Below are 22687 nucleotides of genomic sequence, written 5' to 3' on the forward strand. Positions count from 1 at the left end.
GACGGCCGACTCACCCTCCGGCGTGCAGGCCGGTCCGGGGCGCGGTCGCCAGGTGCACGCCGACGCGCTTGACCATGAGCGTCATCTCGTACGCGACCTGGCCGACGTCCGAGTCCGCGTCGGAGAGCACGGCGAGGCAGCTGCCGTCGCCCGCCGCCGTGACGAACAGGAACGCGTCGTCGAGCTCCACGACGGTCTGCCGGACGCGGCCCGCCTCGAAGTGCCTGCCCACGCCCTTGGCCAGGCTGTGGAAACCGGAGGCCACGGCGGCCAGGTGCTCGCTGTCCTCGCGGGAGAGGTCCCTCGAGGTGCCGGTGGCCAGACCGTCGCTGGAGAGGACCAGGGCCTTGCGGATGGAGCCGACGCGGTCGACCAGCTCGTCGAGGAGCCAGTTGAGCTCTCCCGCGCCGTTCGGGGCGGCGTTGGGTGCTGCTGCGTGCGGTGCGGTCATCGACCGTCCCCCTCCGGTGTTGTTCCTGTTCCGTGTGCTGTCTCGGCTGCCGTCGGCGTCCCCGGCTCCTCGGCGTTCTGTTCGCGCCCGCGCTGCCAGCCGCGCTGGAGCGACGCCATGCGGCTGCGCACCTCGTCGGCGTCCCGCTCGTGGTCGTCGACCACGGAGGCCGGAGCGGGGGCTCGCCCGGCGGTGCCCTCCCGCAGCTGCGGGGCGAGGCTGGCCTGGCGGACGCGGCGGGGCAGGCCGCCGATGGTGTCCGGGGCCGGAGCCTGCCGCTCCTGGTCCGGTACGGGATGGGTGCGGCCCGCCTCGTCGAGGCGGCGGCCCCGGTCGCTGACCAGCATGGGGGTGGTCGGCAGGGCCGGCTGCCCGGTCCCCCGCTGCTCGCCCGAGCGCTGCGGCCCCCTGCCCGGCTTGGCCGGGGCCGGGGCCGGCGTGCGCCTGGGCAGCGGGACGGGGCCCTCGCTGTGCGGGCGCTCGGCGCGCTCCTGGTGGTCGGCCCAGTCCTGGCGGTCGGCGCGGCCCTGGCGTTCCGCACGGATCTGCCGCTCCGCCCGCTCGATGAGGGGGTCGGGGGCCTGCTGGTGCTGGGGGGCCTGCTGGTGCGGTTCGCGCGGGGCGCCGGTCCGGCGCTCCCTGGCCCTGAAGATGCCGCCGCGCTCGCTCTCGGTGTCCTCCAGGTCGCCCAGGACGTCGAAGTCGAGGGAGTCCACGGGCGGTTCGAGTTCGACGGGGCCGTTCAGCGCGGCGCGGTCGCCCATGCCCGTGGGCACGGGAGCCAGCGCGGGGGCGCCGCGTCCCGCACCCCGGCGCTCGGCGGCGTCCGCGCGCCGCTCGGCGAGCCGGTTCGCGCGCCCCGCCGCCGACTCGGTCTTGCGGTCGAGGCGGAAGCCCGTGCCCTGGGTCTCGGGGGCGTCGGTGAGCAGCGCGGCCGGGATGAAGACGACCGCGGTGGTCCCGCCGTACGGCGAGGGCTGGAGCGAGACGCGGACGTTCTGCCGCTGTGCGAGGCGGCTGACCACGAAGAGGCCGAGGCGGTCGGTGTCGGACAGCTCGAAGTCGGGGGTCTCGGCGAGCCGGAGGTTGGCGTCGAGGAGGACGTCGGGGGCCATGCCGAGGCCGCGGTCGTGGATTTCGAGCGTGAAGCCGTTGGCGACGCGCTCGCCGTGCACCTGGACCGCGGTGTGCGGCGGGGAGAACACCGTGGCGTTCTCCAGGAGTTCGGCGATGAGGTGGGTGAGGTCGGCGACGGCGGGGCCGCCCACGCCGAGGCGCGGCAGGCGGCGCACCTCGATGCGCTCGTAGTCCTCGACCTCGGCGACCGCCGCGCGCACGACGTCCATCAGCTGGATGGGCTTGCGCCACTGGCGGGAGGGGGCGGCGCCGGAGAGGATCACCAGGCCCTCGGCGTGGCGCCGCATGCGGGTGGTGAGGTGGTCGAGGCGGAAGAGGTCGGCCAGTTCCTCGGTGTCCTCGGTGCGCCGCTCCATGGAGTCGAGGAGCGTCAACTGGCGGTGGAGGAGCACCTGGTTGCGGCGGGCGAGGTTGACGAAGACCTCGGAGACGCCGCGGCGCATGTCCGCCTGCTTGACGGCCGCCTCGACGGCCGCCCGCTGGAGGGTGTTGAGCGCCTGGCCGACCTGGCCTATCTCGTCCCTGTCGTACTCCAGGTGCGGCGCCTCGGTCTCCACGTCGACCTGTTCGCCCGACGCGAGGCGGCGCATGACGCTCGGCAGGCGCACGCCCGAGACCTCGTGGGCCTCCTTGCGCAGCCCGCTCAGGTCGCGGACGAGCTCCCGGCCGATGCGTACGGAGACGAACACCGAGGTGAGCAGGGTGAGGAAGCCGAGGACTCCGGCGACTCCCGCCTCGATCAGCACGCTGTACGCGGTGGGCTCCACCCGGTCCTGGTAGCGGTCGCCCATGGCCGTGGACTCGCGGGCGAGGTAGTCCAGGACCGGGGTCGTGGCCGCCTGCCAGTCCTTCGCGTCGACGGTGCTCGGGTCCTTGGCGGGGCCCGCCGCGATCAGCCTGTTCTCGGCGCCGCGCAGCTGCTCGGTGTCGGGGCCGGCCCAGTACTGCTCGATCGTCTCGCGCTCGCGGGCCGGGACGTTCTCCAGGTTGAACTCGTACAGCAGCTTGCGGTTGGCGATGAGGTCGGACATCTGACGCAGCTCGGGGGCGGTGACGCGGCCCGCGATCAGCGAGGAGTAGACCAGGGCGTCCTCGCGGGAGAGCATCTCGCCCGCTTCGATGACGCCGACCAGGGCGCGTCCCTGCTTGTCCAGCTCGGAGTCCTCCAGGGTGTGGAGGGACAGCAGCAGCCCGTAGCAGGGGGTGACGAGGTCGTTGTAGAACGTCAGCGCCTGGCTGCGGGTGATGTCGTTCTGTTCGACGGAACGCCGCAGTGAGCCCAGCCCTTCGAGTGCTTCGAAGAGGGAGTCCAGACGCGTTTTCGCCTGGGACGTCATGTCGTCCCGGATCCCGGACTTCTGGACGTTGTCCTTGATCCTGGCCACGGCCTTGTCGGTGGCCGCGCGCTCGCGGCGCAGCTCGGCGAGGGTGTCGGACGTACGGGGGTCCGCGAGGTACACGAGCGTCTGGCGGCGTTCGCGCTGAATGACGCGGGCCGTGTCCTGGAGGGGGTATCCCACCTCTTCGACGACCGCGCCCACGCTGAGGAGTTGATACGCCTCGCGGCCGGTGATGACCGTGGCGAATCCCCAGAGGGCGGTGAGGGAGACGAGCGGCACGAGCAGCAGCGCCACGATCTTCCTGCGGATGGACTTCCCGCGAAAGCGCATGGCCTCCCCCAGCTCAACCCCGTGTGGCGGGTGATGTGTTCCGTCAACAAACGGCGCGAGCCTACTACTGCCGCACAGACAACTCGAAGACACGTCCGGGCGATTTTCAGCCGCCCAGGACTTCTTTGATCATGAGTTGTCCGGGTATTCCGGGAGATGAGATTCCCTGATGCGGCCCATAACACCTGGCACGTCAATGAATCCTTTACCTCAGCAGATGGCTGGAATTATTCGCTCCATGGGAATCTTCACCGGCCGCCATTCGTCTTTCTCTGTGAACAGGGGAGCAGGGGAAGCACAGGCGGGTCGGGGCGGGGGTTCGAGCCACCCCGAGTAATACCGGTGCAAGACGGGCAGCCACCCTGATGTCGGACAGTGGTGGGGAGTTGAATGTCCATGGATACGGACGGGCGGGTGCGCGAGCTCTGGATCGAGGAGCCTGCCGCGCGCGGCAGGCTGGCCGACCCCGTGCGGACGGCCGCGGTGCGGGCCGTGCTGGTGACGGCGCTGACCCTGATCCAGGCCATGGTGGCGCTGTTGTGCACGGTGACGGGGTCCTGGCTGGCCTTTCCCATGGTGCTGAGCAGCGTGGGCAGCACGGTCGTGACGACCTGGGCGGTGCTCGACGTGTGGGTCACGCGCCAGGTGTGGAACCAGCGCAACGGCGTGGTGTCCGCGCCGAGCAGCACGGCGCGGCAGCTGCGGCGCGAGCGGCGCAGGGCGCGGCGCGCGGCGCGGACCTCCACTTCGGCGCGCGGCGAGGCCCGGATAGGGCGCGGCGGCCGCGGGGAGGCCCGGGACGGACGGCTGTCACAGGCGTGAGGGGCGGCGGGCGCTGACCGGGGCGGGCCGCTCGGGGGGCCGGTGCGGGCCGCCCGGCGGCCGGATCGGGCAGTGCCGGGGCTGGTACAGACGGTCCGGGGCCGGATCGTGCAGTGCCGGGGCCGGTACGGACGATCCGGCGGCTTCGGAGCCCGGCGCCCACGGCGCTTCCCGGCGCCTCCCGGAGATAGGACGGCCGAACCATTTCGGCCGAACTTGCCCTGACCGGCCCGACCGTTGGGTTCTGGCCGGTCAGGCCGGTTTCCGGACGGTCGGGGCGGCCCCGTCGCCTTCGGCCGGTAAGGATCCGGCCGTTCTCGTCCGGGCCCGCCCCGGCCGTCCGCCCTCCCCGCCCGCCCGCCGTCAGGCGACCGGGGTCTGGGACCGCTTGAACATGCGCGTCGCGGTGATCTCGCCGTGCACCGTTCCGCCCTCCGGGTCCTGCTGCGGCAGCCCGGGGCGCAGGTGCTCCTCCACGCTGATGTACTTCAGCCCCGCCCGCAGGTCCGCGTCGTTGCGCAACCGGATGACCAGCGGGAACTCCGCGAGCGCCGTCGTGTCGAACAGGCCGGTCGTGTAGAGCAGCTGGACGCCCAGCGCGTCCGACACGGCGCGCTGGAGCTCCAGCAGGTACGTCGCGTTGGCGCGGCCGATGGGGTTGTCGAGGAACAGCGTGCCCGCGTGCCGGTGCTTGTCGCGTCCCCGGTCGTTGGAGCGCAGCGCCGCCATGGTGCAGTACAGCGCGATCGCGGCGGTCAGCAGCTGCCCGCCGGAGAAGACGTCGCCCATCTGCCCGACCGGGACGCGCTCGGCGCGCAGCACGGCGTCCGGCTTGAGGATCTCCACGGAGATGCCCCGGGGCTGGAGCGCGGCGTGGACTCCCCGCAGGAGCAGGGACATTCCGTCCCTGCGCAGGTCGCTGTTCTTCTTCACCGCGGCCCGGGTCGCCTCGTCGATCACCTCGCCCAGGCGCTCGACGAGCGTGGCCTGGTCCGGCTCCTCGAAGCGGATCCGCAGGAACTCCTGGCCGGACCACTCGCCGAGCCCTTCCGGGAGCTGGGAGAGCCGCTGCGCCGAGCGGAGCGTGGTGAGCGCCGACTCGACCAGGCCGCGCAGCCGGTCCACGATCGAGTCGCGGTTGCGCTCCAGCTGGGCCAGTTCGTCGGTGAGGACGCGCAGCCGGGGCGCGAAGGCGGCGGCCCACTTCTCGGCGTGGTCGGGGAGCGCGGCCGCGGGCAGCTCGCGGATCTGCTGGCGGGCCGGGGTGCGGACCTGCTCGTAGCGGGTGGAGTTGGCGTGCCGTACGAGCACGTCGCTCGCCTCGCGCACCGCCGCTTCGGCCGCGGACAGGTCGGTCGTGCAGCCGCGCAGGGAGCGGCGGGCCTCGGCGGCGGAGTGCCGCGCCTCCTCCAGGCTCCCCGGGTACGGCTCCGGAGTCTCCTGCTCCTCGTCGGGCTGCTGCTCGCGGTTCTGGTCGCGGAGCTGGTCGCGCAGGAGCGCGGCCGTCTCGTCGAAGCCGCCCGCCGCGTCCTCGGCGGCGCGGTGGGCGTGCAGCAGTTCGGCGTGGGCGGCGCGGGCGGTGTCCAGCGCCTGGCTGTGCGCGGCCAGCTCGGACGTGGCGGTGCGCAGCAGGGCCTGGGCCTGCTCGGCGTCGGCCGGGACCAGCTCGTCGGGCAGTTCGGTGTGCGCGTCGCCGTCGACGGGGGCGAGGCGCTCGGCCTCGCCGCGCAGGCGGCCCAGCTGCTCGCTGGCCGTCGACGCGCGGGTCTCCAGCATCTGGACCAGGGACTCGGCGCGGGCCGCCGCTGCCTGGCGGGAGGGGCCGTCGGCGCCGTCCGTGCCCTCCAGGAGCTGGGTGGCGCGCGTGCGGACCTTGTTGGTGAGCCGGTCCAGCTCGGCGAGTGCGGCGGACTCGTCGCTCTCGGCCCTGGCCTGCTCGGCCCTCAGGTCGGCGCCGACGCCGACCTTCTCATACAGCTGGGACGCCGCGCGGTACGCCTCGCGGAGGGCGGGCAGCGGGGTGCTCGGCGGCGGGGTGTCGGGCAGCGTGTCGGGCGCCCCGGCGATCTCGGCGCGCTCGGCGCGCAGCGCGCGGGCGGTGCGGTGGGCGTCGTCGGCGGCGCGCTGGGCGGCGCGGCGGTCCTCGTCGGCGGCGCGGGCGCGGTCCAGCAGGGTCTGGGCACGGGCCTCCGACTCGGTCGCGTCGTCGGCCAGTTCGCGGAGCTTGGCGCTCCAGGCCGCGCGCTCGCGGAGGCGGAAGGCGAGCCCGGCGAGCGCGTCGGCGGCGCGGCGGGCGCGCTGGGCGGTCTCCTGCCGGTCGTCGCGGACGCGGGCGGCTTCGGCCGCGGCCTCGTCGGCCTCGGCGCGCACCGTGCGGGCCTCGGCCAGGACGGCGTCCGCGGCCTCGACCGCCGTGTCCGCGGCCTCGGCGGCACCGGCCAGCTCGGCGAGCATGCCGGGCGGGCAGTCGGCGCGCCAGGAGCCGATGCGGGCGGCGAGCGAGCGGTCGCCCGCGAGCCGCCCGGCGAGGGTGCGGATCTCCTCGTCGCGCGCGGTGGCGCGGGCGCGCAGGGCCTGGCGCTCCTCGTCCGCCGCGTGCTCGTCGTGCATGGCCGGGTTCGGCGGGACGAGGAACACGCCCTCCTCGTCGCCCGAGTCGGGGGCGGGCACCGGGGCGAGCAGGGCCGAGGCCGTGCCGACGGCGACGGCCGAGCGGGGCAGCAGCGCGGCGCCGGTGAGGGCGTCACGCGCGCGTGCGTGCGACGCGGGGTCGGTGATCACGACGCCGTCGACCAGCTCGGGGCGGGCGGCGAGCACGGCGGCGTGGTCGGCGGGGTCGACGGCCTGGGCGAGGTAGCGCCAGCCGGGGAGGGCCGGGATGCCGTGCTCGCCGAGGAACTCGACGGTGGCCAGGACGTCGGGGCTCGGGGGCAGCAGGCCGCCGTCGCCGAGCGCGCCGAGGATGCGGGAGTCGTCGGCGGCGGCCGTACGGAGCTCGAAGAGCTGGCGTTCGGCGGCCGCGATGCCCTGGTCGAGCAGCTCGCGCAGGTCGTCGGCGCTGCGGTCGAGCTCTTCGGCGGTGAGCGCGGGGCGGAAGGTGCCGGGGACGTCCTGGGATGCCCCCGCCGAGTCGCTTCCGGGGCCGCCGTCGGGGCCCGTGCCGACGGGGGATCCGTCGGTACGCGGGTCCGCGCCGTCCCCGCCGGGGGCGCCCCGGCGCGGGACCGGTACGCCGGTCGCGGCGTCGGCGGACGGCAGGCCGAGCAGCTCCGCGAGGCGCCCGTCCTCGGCGATGGAGGCCGCGGCGCGGCGCTCCGCCTCGTACGCGCGGCGCGCGGCGCGCGCCGCGTCGGCCGCGCGGGCGGCCGCGAGCTCGGCCCTGCTCTCCTCGGCCGCGGCCTCGCGAGCCCGCTCGCCGGTCGTCCTGGCCGCGTCGCGGGCGGTGTCCCAGGCGGCGACGGCCGTCTTCTCGGCGTCGCTCGCGGCGAGCGCGGCGCGGGCCGGGTCGGCGTCGGGCGCGGTGTCGTCCAGCCAGCCGGCCCGTACCGCCTCGGCGGTCTCCTGTTCGACCTCGGCGAGCCGCTGGCGCAGGTGTCCCGCTTCGCTGCGGGCCCGCTGGGCCTCGGTGGCGGCCGTGGTGGCGTCGTGGTGGGCCGCCTCGCCCACTTCCTGGAGGGCGGCGGACCGCTCCTCCTCCTCGCCCGCGAGGCGTTCGCCCGCCTCGGCCGCCGTGCCCAGGGCCCGTACGAGATCGGCGGCGGCCGTGGCACGCGCCGCGAGGGCCGGGGCCGCGTCGCGCTCGGCCTCGCGGATCGCGGCGGCCACTCGCGCGGAGCGGTCGGCCGCGGCGCGGTGCCGCAGTACCGCCTCGGCGGCCTGCCAGGCGGCGTGCAGGGTGCGGGCGTCGGCCAGTTCCCGGCGCTGGGCCGTGGCGCCCTTCTCGGCCGCGGTCAGCGCCAGGGAGGCGTGCCGGTAGGCGAGTTCGGCGGCGACGAGGGAGCGGTGGGCGCGGGCCTGCTCGGCCCGGGTGACCGTGTGGGCCGCCGCGGTGACCTGCTGGGCGAGGTCGGCGGTGCGGACGCGCTCTTCGGCGGCGCGCGCGGAGAGGCGGCGGGCGAGGGTCCTGGTGCGGCGTTCGGCCCCGGCGTGGATGTCGCGGGCACGCGCGCGTGCGGCGGCGTTCTCGACGATGCGGCCGAGCAGGTCGACGGAGCCCGCGGTGAAGTCGCGCTCGGCGGTCAGCTCGGCGCGGCGGCCCAGTTTGTTGCCGAAGCCGCTGACCAGGTCGGCGAGGCCGTCCGTGTCGCGGGTGTCGGTGACGGCCCGCAGCAGCAGGTCGGTGAAGTCGGAGTCCTTCTTGACCGCGAAGAGTCCGGCCGCCTCGCCCTCGTCGGCGTTCATCTCACGCTGGTAGCGGAAGAGTTCGGGGTCGAGTCCGAGGTCGCCGAGGTGTTCGTTCCAGCGGTCGTGGATCTCTTCCCAGACGACGTCCAGGTGCGGGTACGCCTTGCCCGCGTCGGTGAGCGCGTCCCTGAAGCCCTTCATGGTGCGGCGCCTGCCCTGCGCGCCGGACGCGCCCTCGGCGGGGCGGCGCACGGAGGTCGCCTCGGCGACGGGCAGGGAGTCCAGGCTGAGGCCGGGTCCCGGGCGGAAGGAGTACCACGCCTCGGCGAACTTGCGGGGGTCGTTGGAGACCTGCCGTCCGCGCCACTCGCTGACCTTGCCGACGACCACGCACTCGCCGGTGAGGGTGTGCTGCCACTCCAGGGCGACGTGCCCGCAGTCGTCGGCGAGCAGGAACTTGCGCAGCACGCCGGAGCTGGCGCCGCCGAGGGTGTTGCGGTGGCCGGGGAGCATCACCGAGAAGATCAGCTTGAGCAGGACGGACTTGCCGCCGCCGTTCTCCAGGAAGAGCACGCCCGCGGGCGCGGGGCGGCGCGGCGGGCCGACCGGCTCGTCCTCGAAGAACTCCGCCTGGGTGGGGGCGGGGTTGGGCACGGGCTCGCCGACTCCGCGCAGGTCGAGCACGGTGTCGGCGTAGCGCGCACCGGCAGGCCCGATGGAGTAGAGACGGACCCGGGACAACTCGTACATGGCGGCGGACTCTCAGTCGTCTTCTGGCGGTGGTGCGCGGTTACGCGTGGAAGGGCAGGCCGGCGTCTGCGGCCAGCTCCAGGTCGTCGGCGTCGGTGGGCGGCAGCAGGGTCGCCGTGCCGTCCGTGACGGGCACGACGCCCAGTTCGATCAGCTCGGCCATGGCGGCGCTGCCCGCCATGTCGCGGACCTGGAGCTGGTAGCGGGCGGTGGTGCGGTACGCGCCTCCGGCGTCGTCGCCGGTGCGCTGGAGGAAGCCGGAGTCGGTGAGGAAGGCGACGGCCTTGCCGATGATGCCGGTGGTGGAGCCCGCGAGGCGCCGGGCGTCCTTGGTGGCGCCGGTGGCGCTGCGGCGGGCGTAGATCCGCCAGGCCGCTTCCAGGCCCGGGGCGTCCGACGCCGGGTCGGTGTTCTCGCCGGCCTCCTCCGCGCGCTCCTCCAGGCGGCGGCAGGCCTGGCGGACGAAGGCGTCGACGCCGTTGACGGTGATCCGGCCGATGTACGCGTCGTCGGCCAGGTCCTCGGGGCGGGGGAAGGCGAGCGCGGCGACCGCGAGGTGCGCCAGGCCGTGCAGGAAGCGGTCGGCCGAGTCGGCCGAGGCGCGGCGGGCGTAGTCGCCCATGCGGACGGCGAAGACGGAGTCCTCGGCGGCCGTGACGGCCATCCCCGCGCGCGTGGAGACCTCCAGGACGATCAGGCCGAGCCCGGAGGCGACGGCGTCGGCGACGCGGGCGAAGCCGGGTTCGTCGCGGTACCTGCGCAGCAGTTCGGCGTACTCGGCGTCACGGGCGGGGAGCAGCTTGGGCTGGAGGCCGAAGGCGACGAGCCGGGCGGCGTCCGCGGCGTCGGCGGGGGTCATCGCGGCCGTCGTCGCGGCGGGCGCGGTCTCGGCGGGGGCGGGCTCGCTCCACGCGTCGGCGTGCTCTGCGTGGTGGTCGCTCACGGCTGGGGCTCCTCGGTGCGGAAGGGGTCGGTGCGCGGGGTGTACGGGCCGGTGCTCGGGCGCCGCCGCGTACGGGCGTGGGGGGTGCGCGCTGGGCGCCTGGCCGCCGGGGTCATGCCGCCTCCGTGCGGTCGGCGGCCATGCCGACCGCGTCGAGGAGCGCGGTGCCGACGATCAGGTCGGCGCCGCCGAACTCCGGGTCGTCCAGCTCCGTGCCGTCGTCGACCGCGAAGAGCAGCTTCTCCTCGCCCTGGCGGTACGCGGTGCCGACCGGCGGGCTCGCGGCGTGCACGGCGAGCAGGGCGACGAGGTACGGCAGGTCGGGGTCGCGCAGGCGGGCGTCGGCGAGCAGTCCCGAGAGGCGGCGCGGGGCCTCGTGCTCCAGGTCGAGCAGCTCCATGGCGGCGGCCAGCTGCTCCTCGCTGAACCGGCTGTCGTCGGGGGTGGCGATCAGGTCGGGCTCGGGCATCTCGGCGCCCAGGTGCTCCCGTTCCACGGGCGGCGTCAGCAGCATGTCGACCAGGTCGCCGACCCGTACGGACGGGTGGGTGCGCAGTCCGGTGCCGCGGGCGAAGAAGGCGTCGGTCGCGCGGATGGCACGGTCCACGGGGAGCGGCAGGAGCGGGGCGAGCAGCTGTCCGTACAGGTCGAGTCCTGAGCGGGCGGCGGGCGCGGCGAACGCCTGCCGGTCCTGTTCGGCGCGGAAGAGCGGCCCGGCCTCCAGGAGCCTGGACTGGAGCTGGGTGTGGCGGCGGATGCAGTCCTTGACGATGTCGACCAGCTCGGCGGCGCGCCGCTTGTGCTCGGGGTCCTCGGCCTCGTCGCGGGCCTTGCGGATGTTGGTGAGGATCGCGTTCTCGTGGCGGTACCGGTCGGCGACGTGGTCGAGGGCTTCGGCGATCATGTCGGGCACGGCGTTGAGCCAGTCGACCGCGCGGACGTTGCGCCGGGTCGCCTCCAGGGTCTTGCGGAGCGTCTCGGCGTACTGCACCGTGCGGTACCGCGCCTGTTCGGCAGCGAGCTGGGCGTCGGCGAGGCGGCCCCTGCTGATCAGCACCTCCAGCTTGACCTCGGCGGCGATCTGGGCGCTGGTGACGTCCGTGTCGAGGGCGCCGACCAGGACGTTGACCGCCTCGTCGGTCGTGCGGAGGTAGACGCCGCCGCCGTAGCCCGGGACCTCCTCCAGGAGCTTGAAGTCGTAGTCGCGGCGGGTGTAGGCGCCGTCCGGGCCGAAGGTGCCGTACACCGCGCGGAAGCCCCGGTCGACGCTGCCGACGTTGATCAGGTTCTCCAGGACCCAGCGGGCGACGCGCTCGTGCTCGGCGGCCGGGCGGGCGGGGGCCTGGGCAGCGACGCGGGGCAGCAGCCGGGCGACGATCTGCTCGTGGTCGGCGCCCGTGTCGAAGTCCATGTTGAGCGTGACGAGGTCGATCGCGGCGAGCGCGACCTCGGCCATGGCGTAGACCGAGTACTCCCCCGCGAGGTTCGCCTTGCGCACGTCGAGGTCGTGCAGCGGCGCCGTGCAGGCGAGCGCGCGCAGCCGCCGCGCGAGTCCCTCGTCGGCGGCCGGGCCCTGGGCGGGCCTCGGGCCCCCGCTGAGCTGGGGCGCAGCGTGTTCCGTGTAGGCAGGCGAAGTCACGGTGGACAGATTAGGTCCTCGCACTGACAACGGTCGAAACGGCGCAGTAGGGGCGGGTTCGTCACACCTGCCCTCGGGTCCGTCACACCTGCCCTCCGGGGCCCGCCCCGGCCGCCGGAAACCGCCGGGAGGCCCGTCCGGGGCCCGCCCCGGCCGCCGGGACCCGCTCGCTAGGGCCGCCCCGGGACTTGGCCCCGCCCGGGGACGAGCGTCCCGTACACCTCGACGAGCCGGGCGCGCGAGTCGTCGAGGTAGGCGGCGAGCAGCCGTTCCGCGCCGGCCCGCTCGCCCGCGCGCAGCGCTTCGAGGATCTGCCGGTTCCGTACGAGGTAGGGCTCGTGCAGCCCCTGCGGGTCGTCCACCACGTGGAAGGCGAGCCGCAGCTCGGCCAGGACGCCGCGCATGAGTTCGTCGGTGCGGGGGCTGCCCGCGAGGGCGACCAGTTCGCTGTGGAAGTGGATGTTGGCGGTCGACACGCCCTTCCACTCCCGTCGCCTGGCGGCCCGCTCGCCGTCCGTGACGGCCTCGTCGAGCCCGTCGAGCGGGAAGGGCGGCTCGCCGAGGCCGCGTACGACCGCGCACTCCACGAGCCGTCGCGTGCGGTAGATGTCGACGACGTCGTCGACCGCGAGGACCCGGACGAAGACGCCCCGGTTGAGCTGGTGCGCCAGCAGCCGTTCGTGGGTGAGCAGGCGGAACGCCTCGCGCAGGGTGTTGCGCGAGACTCCGAGCGCGCCGCCGATGTTCTCCTCCGACAGCCGGGCGCCCGGCGGGAAGAAGCCCTCGGCGATGCGGGTGCGCAGGATGTCGGCGACGCGCTCTGCGGTGCTGGTGCGGCCCAGCAGGACGCGGTCGTCGGCGAGGCCCCCCGGATCGCCGGCGTCCCCCGGACGGGTGCCCGTCGTCGTCACCGTGGAGTCTCCTTCGCTGCCTCGCGTCCCGCCCGTGCGCTTCTCGGCCCCATCGTAGGACCGGCCTCCCGGAGAATCCGCCCCATCGTGCGAACGGGAATCCAACTACACGCCTCTTGTCGGATCGTTCAACAATCCCCTACGTTGTCGAAAGCTCAGCACCCTCCCCCTTGTCCCGCGAGGTCTCCCTGCGAGGTGCACATGAGTACGACACGGCCACGTCAGTCGTCCCCGCTCCCCCGGCGGACCCGGGCGGACGGCGGCGCCCTCGACTGGTTCCGCGAACTCGGCCCGCGCGGCCGCCGCGCCTTCGCGGGCGCCTTCGGCGGCTACGGCCTCGACTCCTACGACTTCTTCACGCTCCCGCTGAGCATGGTGGCCATCGCCGCGTACTTCGGCCTGGACAGCGGCCAGACCGGGCTGCTGACCACCGTCACCCTGGTCGTCTCCGCCGTCGGCGGCGCGGGCGCCGGGATCCTCGCCGACCGGATCGGCCGGGTGCGGGCCCTGATGATCACGGTGATCACCTACGCGGTCTTCACCGTGCTGTGCGGCTTCGCGCCCAACTACGAGACCCTGCTGGTGTTCCGCGCCCTCCAGGGGCTCGGTTTCGGCGGCGAGTGGGCGGTCGGCGCGATCCTGGTCGCGGAGTACGCGTCCGCCAAGCACCGGGGGCGCACCCTCGGCGCGGTCCAGAGCGCGTGGGCGGCCGGCTGGGCGCTCGCCGTCGTCGTCTACACGCTGGTCTTCCACTTCCTGGACGGGGACACGGCCTGGCGCGTGATGTTTTGGACGGGCGCCCTGCCCGCGCTGCTGGTGCTCTACGTACGGCGCCACGTGAGCGACGCCCCGCGCACCACGCGGCAGCTCGAACGCAGCACCACGAAGGGCTCCTTCGCCGCGATCTTCAAGAAGGACCTGCTGCGCACCACCCTCTTCGCCGGACTGCTCTCCACCGGCGTGCAGGGCGGCTACTACACCCTCGCCACCTGGGTGCCGACCTACCTCAAGCAGGAGCGCGGACTGACCGTCGTCGGCACGGGCGGCTATCTGGGCATGCTCATATCCGGCGCCTTCATCGGCTACCTGACCGGCGGGTACCTCACCGACGCACTGGGCAGGAAGAAGAACATCGCGATCTTCGCCGTGCTGTCGGCCGCCTGTGTCCTCGTCTACACCCACATCCCGTCCGGGGCCAACGGCCTGCTCCTCGTCCTCGGCTTCCCGCTCGGCTTCTGCATGTCGGCGATCTTCAGCGGCTTCGGTTCGTTCCTCGCCGAGCTGTACCCGACGGCGCTGCGCGGCACGGGACAGGGGTTCACCTACAACACGGGGCGGGCGGTCGGGGCGTTCTTCCCCACCCTGGTCGGCTTCCTCGCGGACAGCTGGGGCGTCGGCGGCGCGCTGGTCTTCGGCGCCGTCGGGTACGGCATCGCCGTGATCGCCCTGTTCGGCCTTCCCGAAACACGCGGCCAGGAGCTCACCTGATGAACACGGCACACAACGCACACCCGTCAAGCCCGGCGCACCCCGCGCGCGTGGACCTCAACGCCGACCTGGGCGAGGGCTTCGGGCGCTGGGAGCTGACCGACGACGCGCGGCTGCTGTCGGTCGTCACCAGCGCCAACGTCGCCTGCGGCTTCCACGCGGGCGACGCCGCCACCATGCGCAGGGTCTGCGACCTGGCGGCCGAGCGGGGCGTACGGATCGGCGCCCAGGTCTCCTACCGCGACCTGGCCGGGTTCGGACGGCGGGCCATGGACGTGCCGCCCGACGAGCTGTCCGCCGAAGTCGCGTACCAGATCGGCGCCCTTGAGGCGTTCGCCCGCGCGGCGGGCAGCCGCGTCAGCTACGTCAAGCCGCACGGCGCGCTCTACAACCGGGTGGTGCACGACGAGGAACAGGCCGAGGCGGTCGTGAAGGGCGTGCTGCTGGCGGGCGCGGTGACCGGGCCGCTGCCGGTGCTCGGACTCCCCGGTTCGCTGCTGCACGTCATGGCGGAGAAGGCCGAACTGCCCGCGGTGCCCGAGGCGTTCGCCGACCGGGCGTACACCCCCGAGGGCTCGCTGGTGCCGCGCGGCCGCGCCGGTGCCGTCATCACCGATCCCGCGGCCGTCGTGGAGCGCTCCGTCTCGCTCGCCCGGTTCGGGATGGTGACCACCCAGTGCGGCCAGCCGCTGTCCGTACGGGCCCGTTCGCTCTGTCTGCACGGCGACACCCCGGGGGCCGTCGACCTGGCCCGCCGGGTGCGCGGACAGTTGGAGGCCGCCGGCATCCGGGTGGAGGCGTTCACGTGACCGTACGCGCCCTGCCCATGGGCGAGCGCGCGCTGCTCGTGGAGCTCGACAGCGGCGCCGAGGCACAGGCGCTCCACGCCGAGCTGCTGCGCCGCAGGGCGGCCGGGACACTGCCTGGCGTACGGGAGGTCGTGCCCGCCGCGCGCACCGTGCTGCTCGACGGGATCGACGACCCGGGCTGGTTCGCGGCGGAGCTGTCCGGCTGGGAGGTCCCGCCGCTGCGCCCCGAGGCACAGGGGGCGATCGAGGTCCCGGTGCGCTACGAGGGCCCCGACCTCGCGGAGGTCGCACGGCTGTGGGCGGTCGCGGAGGACGAGGTGGTGCGGATCCACACGGCGGCCGAGTTCCGGGTGGCGTTCTGCGGGTTCGCGCCGGGATTCGGCTACCTCACCGGGCTGCCCGAGAGGTACGCCGTACCCCGCAAGGACACGCCCCGCACCGCCGTGCCCGCCGGATCGGTCGCCCTCGCGGGCCCGTACACCGGTGTGTACCCGCGCGCCTCGCCCGGCGGCTGGCAGCTGATCGGCACCACGGACACCGTGCTGTGGGACCCCGCGCGCGTACCGGCCGCACTGCTCACGCCAGGAGCGCGGGTGCGGTTCGTGGCGGAGGGCCGGTGACGGACCGGGCCTTCGCCGTCGTGCGGTCCGGCGCGCTCACCTCCGTGCAGGACCGCGGAAGGGCGGGGCACGCGCATCTGGGGGTGCCCCGGTCGGGCGCCCTCGACGGGCCGGCCGCCGACCTGGCCAACCGGATCGTCGGCAACCGCACGGACGCCGCACTGCTGGAGACCACGCTCACCGGCTGTACGGTGCGCACGCGCCGTACGGTCGTCGCGGCGGTGACCGGGGCGCACTGCGCGGTCACGGTCGACGGGCGGCCCGCGCCGTGGGGCGCGGCGGTGCGCGTCCCCGCGGGCGCGCTGCTCGACGTCGGACCCGCACTGCGCGGCGTACGGAGCTATGTGGCGTTCTCCGGAGGGATCGCCGTTGAGCCCGTGCTGGGCAGCCGCGCGACGGACCTGCTCTCCGGGCTCGGCCCGCCCCCGCTCACGGACGGCGCCGTGCTGCCACTGGGGGCTCCCGAGGGCCGCCCGGGGCACGCCCTCGGGGCCCCGCTGCCCGCGCCGCCGAGCGAGCTGACGCTGCGGCTGCGCCCCGGGCCGCGTGCCGACTGGTTCACTCCCGCGTCCCTGCGGGCGCTCGCCACGGCCACGTACCGCGTCTCATCGGCCTCCAACCGCATCGGCCTGCGCACCGAGGGCCCCGCCCTGGAGCGCGCCGTCCCCGGTGAGCTGCCCAGCGAGGGCCTGGTACTGGGCGCGGTCCAGGTGCCGCCGGACGGGCGCCCGCTGGTGTTCCTGGCCGACCACCCGACCACGGGCGGCTATCCGGTGGTCGGCGTCGTGCCGGAGCGCGATCTCGCGGCGGCGGCGCAGGCGGTACCCGGCACTCCCCTGCGCTTCGTGCACTGAGTGCACTGTGTGTGCTGAGTGCGCTGAGCGTGCTGAGTGCGCCGCGGGCCGTCGTGACGGGTGCCAGGTCGCGTGTGCGTACGGTGGCGGCCTCGTGCGCGTCGACGCGCTCGGGGACCTCGGTCACCCGGCTGTACAGGATTTCGGGAAGCGGGATCCGGCGGTCGAAGGTCCCGGGGCGGTTCCGGTGGGCGATGCGCGGGGCGTCGCGGAACCCTTCGGAGGACCCTCCGGAGGCGAACAGCTGCGATCGGCCAGTTGCGATCGGCGGCGATCAGTGGCCATCAGTGACGATCGGGACGCTCTGCTCACCGCGCCGTTCGAGGAGCGCGTCGGTGGCGAAGGACGGGCCCGCCTCGGCCGCGAAGGCGCGGTCGGCGGGGTCGGGCTCCCCCAGCCCGGTTCCCAGCTTCCTTTCAGTTCCGGCGACGGCGGCGTCCGCACGCCGTTCCGGATGGTGCCTCTCCCCCTTCCGGGGTCACACCGGGGTCATACGGCGGTCGTGTCGGGACCGATCCTGCTCCGCACGGCCGTCTGCACCTCGGCCTCTTCGGCGGGGTCCGCGGCCAGCCTGCGCAATCGCTCGGCCACGCGCGCGTCGCGCGTCTCGGCGTGCAGGGCGGCGACCTCCCTGGTCGTCTCCTCGCAGTCCCACAGGCACTCGACGGCGAAGCCGGTGGCGAAGGAGGGGTCGGTGCCCGCCAGGGCGCGCGCGGTCCTGCCGCGCAGCTGGGACGAGGCCGTCTCGCGGTACACGTGGCGCAGCACGGGGGCGGCGCAGGCGATGCCCAGGCGTCCCGCCCCGTCGACCAGCGTCCAGAGCAGCGGGGCGTCGGGGCCTTCGGCGCGCACGGTCTCGCGCAGGGCGCCGAGCACCAGCTTGCCGTCCTTGGCGCCGCCCCGGCAGGCGAGGACGCAGGCGGCGGACGCACCCAGGGCGTCGGGCCTGTGCACCCAGCCCCTGGCCCGGTCAACGGCCGCTTCGCCGCACATCCGCTCGAACGCGGACACGGCGGCCTCCACGACCGTGCGGGACGGGGCCGCGGCCGCCGCCTCGATCAGGTCGAGGGCGTCGGGGTCCTGGGTCTCGGCGAGGTAGTGCAGAGCAGCACCGCGCGCGCCGTCCGTGCCGCCCCTGGCCGCCTCGACGATCGTCGGACGGTCCTCGGGGCCCGCGACCGCGCTCAGGCAGCGGGCCGCCGGGACGTGGAGGACGCTGCCGCGCTCCAGGCCCTGCTGGGCCCATTCGAAGACGGCCCCCACGCTCCAGCCGGGACGGGGGCCTCCGGGGCGCATCTGGCGCTGCCAGCGGTCGAAGGAGCCCTGTTCCTGGGCGGCGCGCACCCGGCCGCCTACCGTTGCGCGCGGGTCCTCGGCCCACAGGCGCCACGGCCTGGGCTCGAAGGCGTCGCGCACGGCGGCGGCGAGTTCCGCCTCGCCCTCGGGGCCTTCGGCGAACCGGGCCAGGACCGGGACGGCCAGGGAGCGCAGCCCGGCGTCGTCGTCGCGCAGGGCGAGCTCGTCCAGGGCCCAGGCCCAGTTGGCGCCGGTCGCGGCGTAGCGCCTGAGCAGTGCCAGGGCGTCCGCCCGGCCGTAGGAGGCCAGGTGCCCGAGCACGGACAGGGCGAGACCGGTCCTGGAGTCGTCGGTGTCGAGCAGGTCGTCCGGGTCGGACAGGTGCCGCTCGATCTGGTCGAGACCTCCGTCGAGGTCGAGGTACAGGCGTGCGTAGTACAGGGAGCGGTTCTCCACCTGCCAGTCGTGGCGGGGGTCACTCAGTACGCAGTGGTCGAGGGCGGCCAGCGCTTCGGAGCGCGGTGCGGCGAGCGCGTGCAGGGTGCCGTCGCCACGGCCCCTCTGGAGCAGTCCGAGCAGGGTGCCGCTCGGCGCTATGTCTGGATCGAACATGGGAAAGCCTCACATCAAGCTGTCGACGCAACCGGAGATACCGGATGAAGGGGAATCGCCTAGGCCGCGCAGCAACATGGGGAGCCGCCCGTCGTCTTCTGCCTGGTGTAGACCATCTTCCTGCCTCTCGTCGGTGGTCCGAAGCGGACCCGCGACGTCATGATGACCCAGCCATTTCGCCACCGCGACCACATTTACGGCGCATACCCTCAGTGGGCTCCGAACAATTCCAGCAGGTCCGTCTTGCCGAACATCCGCGCCGTGTCCAGGGCGGACGGAGTCCCGGCCGACGGGTCGGCGCCGCCGGCGAGCAGCGCGTGGATGACGGCCTCCTCGCCCTTGAAGACGGCTCCGGCGAGCGGCGTCTGGCCGCGGTCGTTGGCGCGGTTGGGGTCGGCTCCCCGGGCGAGCAGCGCCTCCACGGCCGCCGCGTGCCCGTGGTAGGCGGCGAGCATCACGAGTGACTGACCGTGATCGTTGGTGAGGTTCGCCGGGACGCCCGCGTCGACGTAGGCGGCGAGCTGCTCGGCCTCGCCCTGCCGGGCCAGGTCGAAGATCTTCGTCGCCAGCTCGATGACCTCGGGGTCCGGGGTTTCGCTCATCTGACGGTCCGCCTTTCATGCCGTTGACCTGTGTCGACTCGGTCGGGGAGTACGGCGTGCCAGCCGTACGAGTGAATCGACAGGGTACTGCCCCGGCGGCGACATGACCCGGGCCGGGCGCGGCAAAGATCACGTCGAGTGACGAAGAGGGGTCGCCCGATGCGGCTCCGCGCCGACGGGCGCCACCGGAAGGTAGGCCACTCAGGTGAAATATCGCTTATTTCACTCGATTGCACCTTTTATCGCATAGATACTTCCTGTGAGCCTGGAAGGACTCATGGTGACTGTCCCCTCAACCAGGAGAACCCCTCATGATCCTGTCCATCTCCGGTGTCGTGCTGCTGGGCATCATCGTCTTCCTGTTCTTCAGGAAGGACGGCCTCAAGGCCTCGCACGCGCTCGTCTGCGCCCTGTTCGGCTTCTACCTCGCGGGCACCGCCATCGCCCCGAGCATCAAGGCCGGTGGCGCGAGCCTCGCCAGCCTCTTGGGCGGGATCAAGTTCTGACCCCGCACCACCGCTCCCTGCCCCTTCCTCACTCCCCCATCGGCTCCACCATCAGGCCCTCCAGGAGACAGACGTGGCCCGGCGACCACTCCCCCGCATTCTGAGCAGCGGCAGCGCCCAGATCGCCCGCAGCCGTGAAATGGCGCGGACGGCCGCCGACAGCGCCACCGACGTCCTGCACCCGCTGATCACCATCACGCGGGGGCTGCGGCAGATCGCCGCGGCCGGGCGGGCGAAGTGGGCCGCCACGCCCAAGGAACGGCGTGGTCCCACGCTCTTCCTGGCCGCGGCCTGCGTCCTGGTGGTGGCGCTCGTCCCGTACGGACCACTGCTCGCCCTGATCGGGGTGATGGCGGTGGCCGCGTGGAAGGGGCGGGAGCGCACCCCCGTGCAGACGGGTCCCGACGAGGCGGAGCTCGGCCGCCTCCAGGCGCTGTACGAGGCACTGGTTCCGTACTTCTCGGTGCCCGACGACCCGAGCCCCCTCTTCTCGCACGGCGGCGGCTGGGAGAGCGCCTTCAGCGACTACGCGTTCGACGACGACGGCCGCCTCCGCAAGCTGTGCGTGAAGTACCCGGCGTACTTCACCGACGGCGAGGCCGCGTCGCGGGCCCGCATCGAACAGCTGCTGCACGCCAAGTCGGGGCGCGGCCGCGAGTACCACTTCGCCTGGGACGAGGAGGGCAATCAGCTCGTCATGAGCGTGCTGCCGCCCCTGTCGACCTCCATCGCGGCGCAGCGGTTCGTCACCGCGCCCGGCGAGACGGTGCTCGGTTTCACCGACCAGGACGCCGTACAGCGCACGGTCCCCGTCCTGGACGGGGACGGGACGACGGACGCCCCTCCGGTCGTCTGGCGCACCGGATCGCGCTCCACCGAACCCCATCTGCTGGTCGTCGGACAGCCCGGCAGCGGCACCACGTCGCTGCTGCGCTCGATCGCCCTCCAGGCGCTCCAGCACGGCGACGTGCTCATCATGGAGGGCAGCGGAACCGGCGAGTACGCCTGTCTGACCGGCCGGTCCGGCGTCCTGGCCGTGGAGTGCGGCCTCGCCGGGGCCCTGGCCACGCTGGAGTGGGCGGCGCACGAGACGGAGCGCAGGCTCATCGCGGCCAACCGCGCGCGCCAGGCCGGGCACCCCGCGCCCGAGGACACCAAGCGCCCGCTGTGGATCCTGCTGGACCGGCCCAGCGTCTTCGGCCACCTGGCCGCGGCCGACGGCCGCCCCGACCCCCAGCAGCTGCTCCAGGTCCCGCTGCGGCACGGCAGGGCCGCGGGCGTGACCGTGGTCGTGGCCGAACAGTTCGACAGCGTCGACACGATCGTCGAGACCGTGCGGACCCACACCCGCGCCCGCGTGGTGCTGGGCCCCGCCGCGCCCGAACAGGTGGCGGCGGTGCTCGGCACGGAACCCCACACCACTCCGACGCCCGACACCCCGCCCGGCCGCGGCTACGCCAGGCTCGGCGCCGGTCCGGTGCTGCGGCTCCAGGTGCCGGCCACTCCCGACCCGTACGACGACGCGACGAGCGAGGCGCACCGGCAGGCCGTACTCGACCTGCTGCCCGAACGGACGGCCAAAAGCTTCGGGACGGGCGTGGAGCACGAGACGCAGGAGCTGGAAGCACTGGAGGGACTGGAAGAAGGGGAGCAGCTGACCGTCCTCGACTGACGGGGCGGCTGCGTACGTACGCCGGGTGCCGGGCCGTTCCTCAGGCCACGAACGTGCGCGGCGACTCCGCCCCCGTGCTCGCCCCCGACTCCACCAGCTTCGCCGCGGCGGCCAGGCGCGCCGCCGCCTCGTCCGCGACCGGGCCGCTCACCGTGAACGGCAGCCGCACGTACCCCTCGAACGCGCCGTCCACACCGAAGCGCGGTCCCGAAGGGACCCGTACGCCGACCCGTTCGCCGACCTCCGCGAGGCGCGAGCCGGACAGTCCGCCCGTACGCACCCAGAGCGTCAGCCCGCCGCGCGGCACGTCGAACTCCCAGTCGGGCAGTTCCCTGCGCACCGCGGCGATCAGCGCGTCCCTGTTCTCGCGCGCCTGTCCCCTGCGCACCGCCACGGCCTCCTCCCAGCCGCCCGTGCGCATCAGCCAGTTCACGGCGAGCTGTTCCAGCACGGGCGTGCCGAGGTCGGCGTAGGCGCGGGCCGCGACCAGCGAGCGGATCACGTCGGGCGCGGCCCGCACCCAGCCGATCCGCATGCCCGCCCAGAACGCCTTGCTCGCCGAGCCCACCGTGAGCACGGTGGAGCCCGCCGGGTCGAAGGCGCAGACGGGCCGGGGCATCTCGATCCCGTCGTCCAGGTACAGCTCGGTCATCGTCTCGTCGACGACCAGCACCGTCCCCGCCGAGCGGGCCGCCTCCACCAGCTGGCGGCGCTGGTCCTCGTCGGCCAGCGCGCCCGTCGGGTTGTGGAAGTCGGCGACCACGTAGGCCAGCCGGGGCGCGGCGTCGCGCAGCACCTGCCGCCAGCGCCCCAGGTCCCAGCCCGTCAGTTCGTCCCCCATCGCCACCGGCACCAGGCGCGCCCCGGCCTCCCGCATGAGCTGGAGGATGTTGGCGTACGAGGGCGACTCCACGGCGATCCGCTCGCCGCGCCCCGCGAAGAGGTGGCAGATCGCGTCCATCGCGCCCATGGCACCGGTGGTGACCATGATCTGCTCGGGCATGGTGGGGATGCCGCGCTCGGTGTAGCGGTCGGCGAGCATCTGGCGCAGCGCCGGCAGGCCCGCCGGGTAGTCGCCGTGGGTGTGCGCGTACGGCGGCAGCTCCTCCAGCGCGCCCTGGACCGCGCGGGTCAGCCACGGCTCGGGCGCGGGCAGCGAGGCACAGCCCAGGTCGATCATGGAACCGAGCGACTCGGGCGGCAGCGGCTCCAGGCCGCGCGCGGGCAGCGGGTTCCCCGCGGGCACCGCGGTCCAGCTGCCCGCGCCCCTGCGCGACTCCAGGAAGCCCTCCGCGCGCAGCGCCTCGTAGGCCGCGGCGACGGTGGTGCGGCTCACGGACAGGGCCAGGGCCAGCTCGCGCTCGGCGGGCAGCCTGGCCGCGACCGGCACCCGGCCCTCCAGGACCAGCAGCCGGACGCCCTCGGCGAGCGCGCGGTAGGCGGGCGGCTTGCGGGTGCCGGGCCCCACGGGCCTGCTCTGCGCGTTCAGCTGGCGCGCGAGCTGCGCCGCCCCCACCGCCGAAGTCCACTGCGTCATGGAATTCAGTCCACCTTCCGAGAA

At 74.3% G+C, this 22687-nt stretch carries 16 protein-coding genes; 7 read left to right on the forward strand and 9 right to left on the reverse strand.

Annotated features, from left to right (window positions below):
- Window positions 1–10: 10 nt before the first annotated feature.
- Together ACIBNE_RS25955 and ACIBNE_RS25960 are read right to left on the reverse strand one after the other, a co-directional pair.
- The gene (locus tag ACIBNE_RS25955) at window positions 11–451 is read right to left on the reverse strand and encodes a roadblock/LC7 domain-containing protein (RefSeq protein ID WP_399275487.1); all 441 of its coding nucleotides are present in this window, start codon (window positions 449–451) and stop codon (window positions 11–13) included.
- On the reverse strand, window positions 448–3258 hold the full coding sequence (locus ACIBNE_RS25960; RefSeq protein WP_399275489.1) for a nitrate- and nitrite sensing domain-containing protein: 2811 nt from the start codon (window positions 3256–3258) through the stop codon (window positions 448–450). The genes ACIBNE_RS25955 and ACIBNE_RS25960 overlap by 4 nt, the downstream gene beginning before the upstream one ends.
- A 390-nt stretch (window positions 3259–3648) precedes the next feature.
- Between ACIBNE_RS25960 and ACIBNE_RS25965 the strand changes: the two genes are divergently transcribed.
- Window positions 3649–4080: a hypothetical protein gene (locus ACIBNE_RS25965; protein ID WP_399275491.1), complete on the forward strand. Its 432-nt coding sequence runs from the start codon at window positions 3649–3651 to the stop codon at window positions 4078–4080.
- Window positions 4081–4443: 363 nt separating this feature from the next.
- Here the strand turns inward: ACIBNE_RS25965 and ACIBNE_RS25970 are convergent, their stop codons facing one another.
- From ACIBNE_RS25970 to ACIBNE_RS25985, 4 genes are all read right to left on the reverse strand, one after another.
- A complete protein-coding gene (locus tag ACIBNE_RS25970; protein ID WP_399275493.1) occupies window positions 4444–9174 on the reverse strand; it encodes a hypothetical protein in 4731 nt (1576 codons plus the stop codon).
- A gap of 40 nt (window positions 9175–9214) precedes the next feature.
- Window positions 9215–10117, reverse strand: a complete 903-nt coding sequence (locus ACIBNE_RS25975) for a hypothetical protein (protein ID WP_399275495.1) — start codon at window positions 10115–10117, stop codon at window positions 9215–9217.
- A 112-nt stretch (window positions 10118–10229) separates the two neighbouring features.
- Window positions 10230–11756, reverse strand: a complete 1527-nt coding sequence (locus ACIBNE_RS25980) for a hypothetical protein (RefSeq protein ID WP_399275497.1) — start codon at window positions 11754–11756, stop codon at window positions 10230–10232.
- A 170-nt stretch (window positions 11757–11926) separates the two neighbouring features.
- Window positions 11927–12667: a GntR family transcriptional regulator gene (locus ACIBNE_RS25985; protein ID WP_399275499.1), complete on the reverse strand. Its 741-nt coding sequence runs from the start codon at window positions 12665–12667 to the stop codon at window positions 11927–11929.
- 201 nt (window positions 12668–12868) lie between these two features.
- Between ACIBNE_RS25985 and ACIBNE_RS25990 the strand changes: the two genes are divergently transcribed.
- From ACIBNE_RS25990 to ACIBNE_RS26005, 4 genes are read left to right on the forward strand one after another with little or no spacing between them, the layout of a single operon-like run.
- A complete protein-coding gene (locus ACIBNE_RS25990; protein WP_399275500.1) occupies window positions 12869–14155 on the forward strand; it encodes an MFS transporter in 1287 nt (428 codons plus the stop codon).
- Window positions 14155–14964, forward strand: a complete 810-nt coding sequence (locus ACIBNE_RS25995; RefSeq protein ID WP_399275502.1) for a LamB/YcsF family protein — start codon at window positions 14155–14157, stop codon at window positions 14962–14964. Before ACIBNE_RS25990 ends, ACIBNE_RS25995 begins: the two co-directional genes overlap by 1 nt.
- Window positions 14961–15584, forward strand: a complete 624-nt coding sequence (gene pxpB / locus ACIBNE_RS26000; protein ID WP_399275504.1) for a 5-oxoprolinase subunit PxpB — start codon at window positions 14961–14963, stop codon at window positions 15582–15584. The genes ACIBNE_RS25995 and pxpB overlap by 4 nt, the downstream gene beginning before the upstream one ends.
- Entirely contained in the window at window positions 15581–16438 is an 858-nt protein-coding gene (locus ACIBNE_RS26005; RefSeq protein ID WP_399275506.1) for a biotin-dependent carboxyltransferase family protein, read from the forward strand. The genes pxpB and ACIBNE_RS26005 overlap by 4 nt, the downstream gene beginning before the upstream one ends.
- A 489-nt stretch (window positions 16439–16927) precedes the next feature.
- On the opposite strand, the gene ACIBNE_RS26010 is transcribed toward ACIBNE_RS26005, so the two are convergent.
- Window positions 16928–18346, reverse strand: a complete 1419-nt coding sequence (locus tag ACIBNE_RS26010; RefSeq protein ID WP_399275508.1) for a HEAT repeat domain-containing protein — start codon at window positions 18344–18346, stop codon at window positions 16928–16930.
- Window positions 18347–18555: 209 nt separating this feature from the next.
- Complete coding sequence (locus ACIBNE_RS26015; RefSeq protein ID WP_399275510.1) at window positions 18556–18948, reverse strand: ankyrin repeat domain-containing protein; 393 nt, start codon at window positions 18946–18948, stop codon at window positions 18556–18558.
- Between the two features lie 311 nt (window positions 18949–19259).
- Between ACIBNE_RS26015 and ACIBNE_RS26020 the strand changes: the two genes are divergently transcribed.
- Together ACIBNE_RS26020 and ACIBNE_RS26025 are read left to right on the forward strand one after the other, a co-directional pair.
- Window positions 19260–19454, forward strand: coding sequence for a hypothetical protein (locus tag ACIBNE_RS26020; RefSeq protein WP_018534760.1), 195 nt, complete (start codon window positions 19260–19262; stop codon window positions 19452–19454).
- Window positions 19455–19527: 73 nt separating this feature from the next.
- Window positions 19528–21126 carry a hypothetical protein gene (locus ACIBNE_RS26025; RefSeq protein WP_399275512.1) on the forward strand — a complete coding sequence of 533 codons (1599 nt, stop codon included), beginning with the start codon at window positions 19528–19530 and terminating at the stop codon, window positions 21124–21126.
- Window positions 21127–21166: 40 nt separating this feature from the next.
- On the opposite strand, the gene ACIBNE_RS26030 is transcribed toward ACIBNE_RS26025, so the two are convergent.
- On the reverse strand, window positions 21167–22663 hold the full coding sequence (locus ACIBNE_RS26030) for a PLP-dependent aminotransferase family protein (RefSeq protein ID WP_399275514.1): 1497 nt from the start codon (window positions 22661–22663) through the stop codon (window positions 21167–21169).
- Window positions 22664–22687: the final 24 nt, after the last annotated feature.

The organism is Streptomyces sp. NPDC050504, from assembly GCF_044458065.1.
Lineage (GTDB): Bacteria > Actinomycetota > Actinomycetes > Streptomycetales > Streptomycetaceae > Streptomyces.

Excerpts from the sequence above, each read along its gene's own strand:
- ACIBNE_RS26015 (WP_399275510.1), bottom strand. The coding sequence starts at position 18,948 with ATGAGCGAAACCCCGGACCCCGAGGTCATCGAGCTGGCGACGAAGATC.
- ACIBNE_RS26010 (WP_399275508.1), bottom strand. The coding sequence starts at position 18,346 with ATGTTCGATCCAGACATAGCGCCGAGCGGCACCCTGCTCGGACTGCTC.
- ACIBNE_RS26020 (WP_018534760.1), top strand. The coding sequence starts at position 19,260 with ATGATCCTGTCCATCTCCGGTGTCGTGCTGCTGGGCATCATCGTCTTC.
- ACIBNE_RS25965 (WP_399275491.1), top strand. The coding sequence starts at position 3,649 with ATGTCCATGGATACGGACGGGCGGGTGCGCGAGCTCTGGATCGAGGAG.
- ACIBNE_RS25960 (WP_399275489.1), bottom strand. The coding sequence starts at position 3,258 with ATGCGCTTTCGCGGGAAGTCCATCCGCAGGAAGATCGTGGCGCTGCTG.
- ACIBNE_RS26030 (WP_399275514.1), bottom strand. The coding sequence starts at position 22,663 with ATGACGCAGTGGACTTCGGCGGTGGGGGCGGCGCAGCTCGCGCGCCAG.
- ACIBNE_RS25995 (WP_399275502.1), top strand. The coding sequence starts at position 14,155 with ATGAACACGGCACACAACGCACACCCGTCAAGCCCGGCGCACCCCGCG.
- ACIBNE_RS25955 (WP_399275487.1), bottom strand. The coding sequence starts at position 451 with ATGACCGCACCGCACGCAGCAGCACCCAACGCCGCCCCGAACGGCGCG.
- ACIBNE_RS25970 (WP_399275493.1), bottom strand. The coding sequence starts at position 9,174 with ATGTACGAGTTGTCCCGGGTCCGTCTCTACTCCATCGGGCCTGCCGGT.
- ACIBNE_RS25990 (WP_399275500.1), top strand. The coding sequence starts at position 12,869 with ATGAGTACGACACGGCCACGTCAGTCGTCCCCGCTCCCCCGGCGGACC.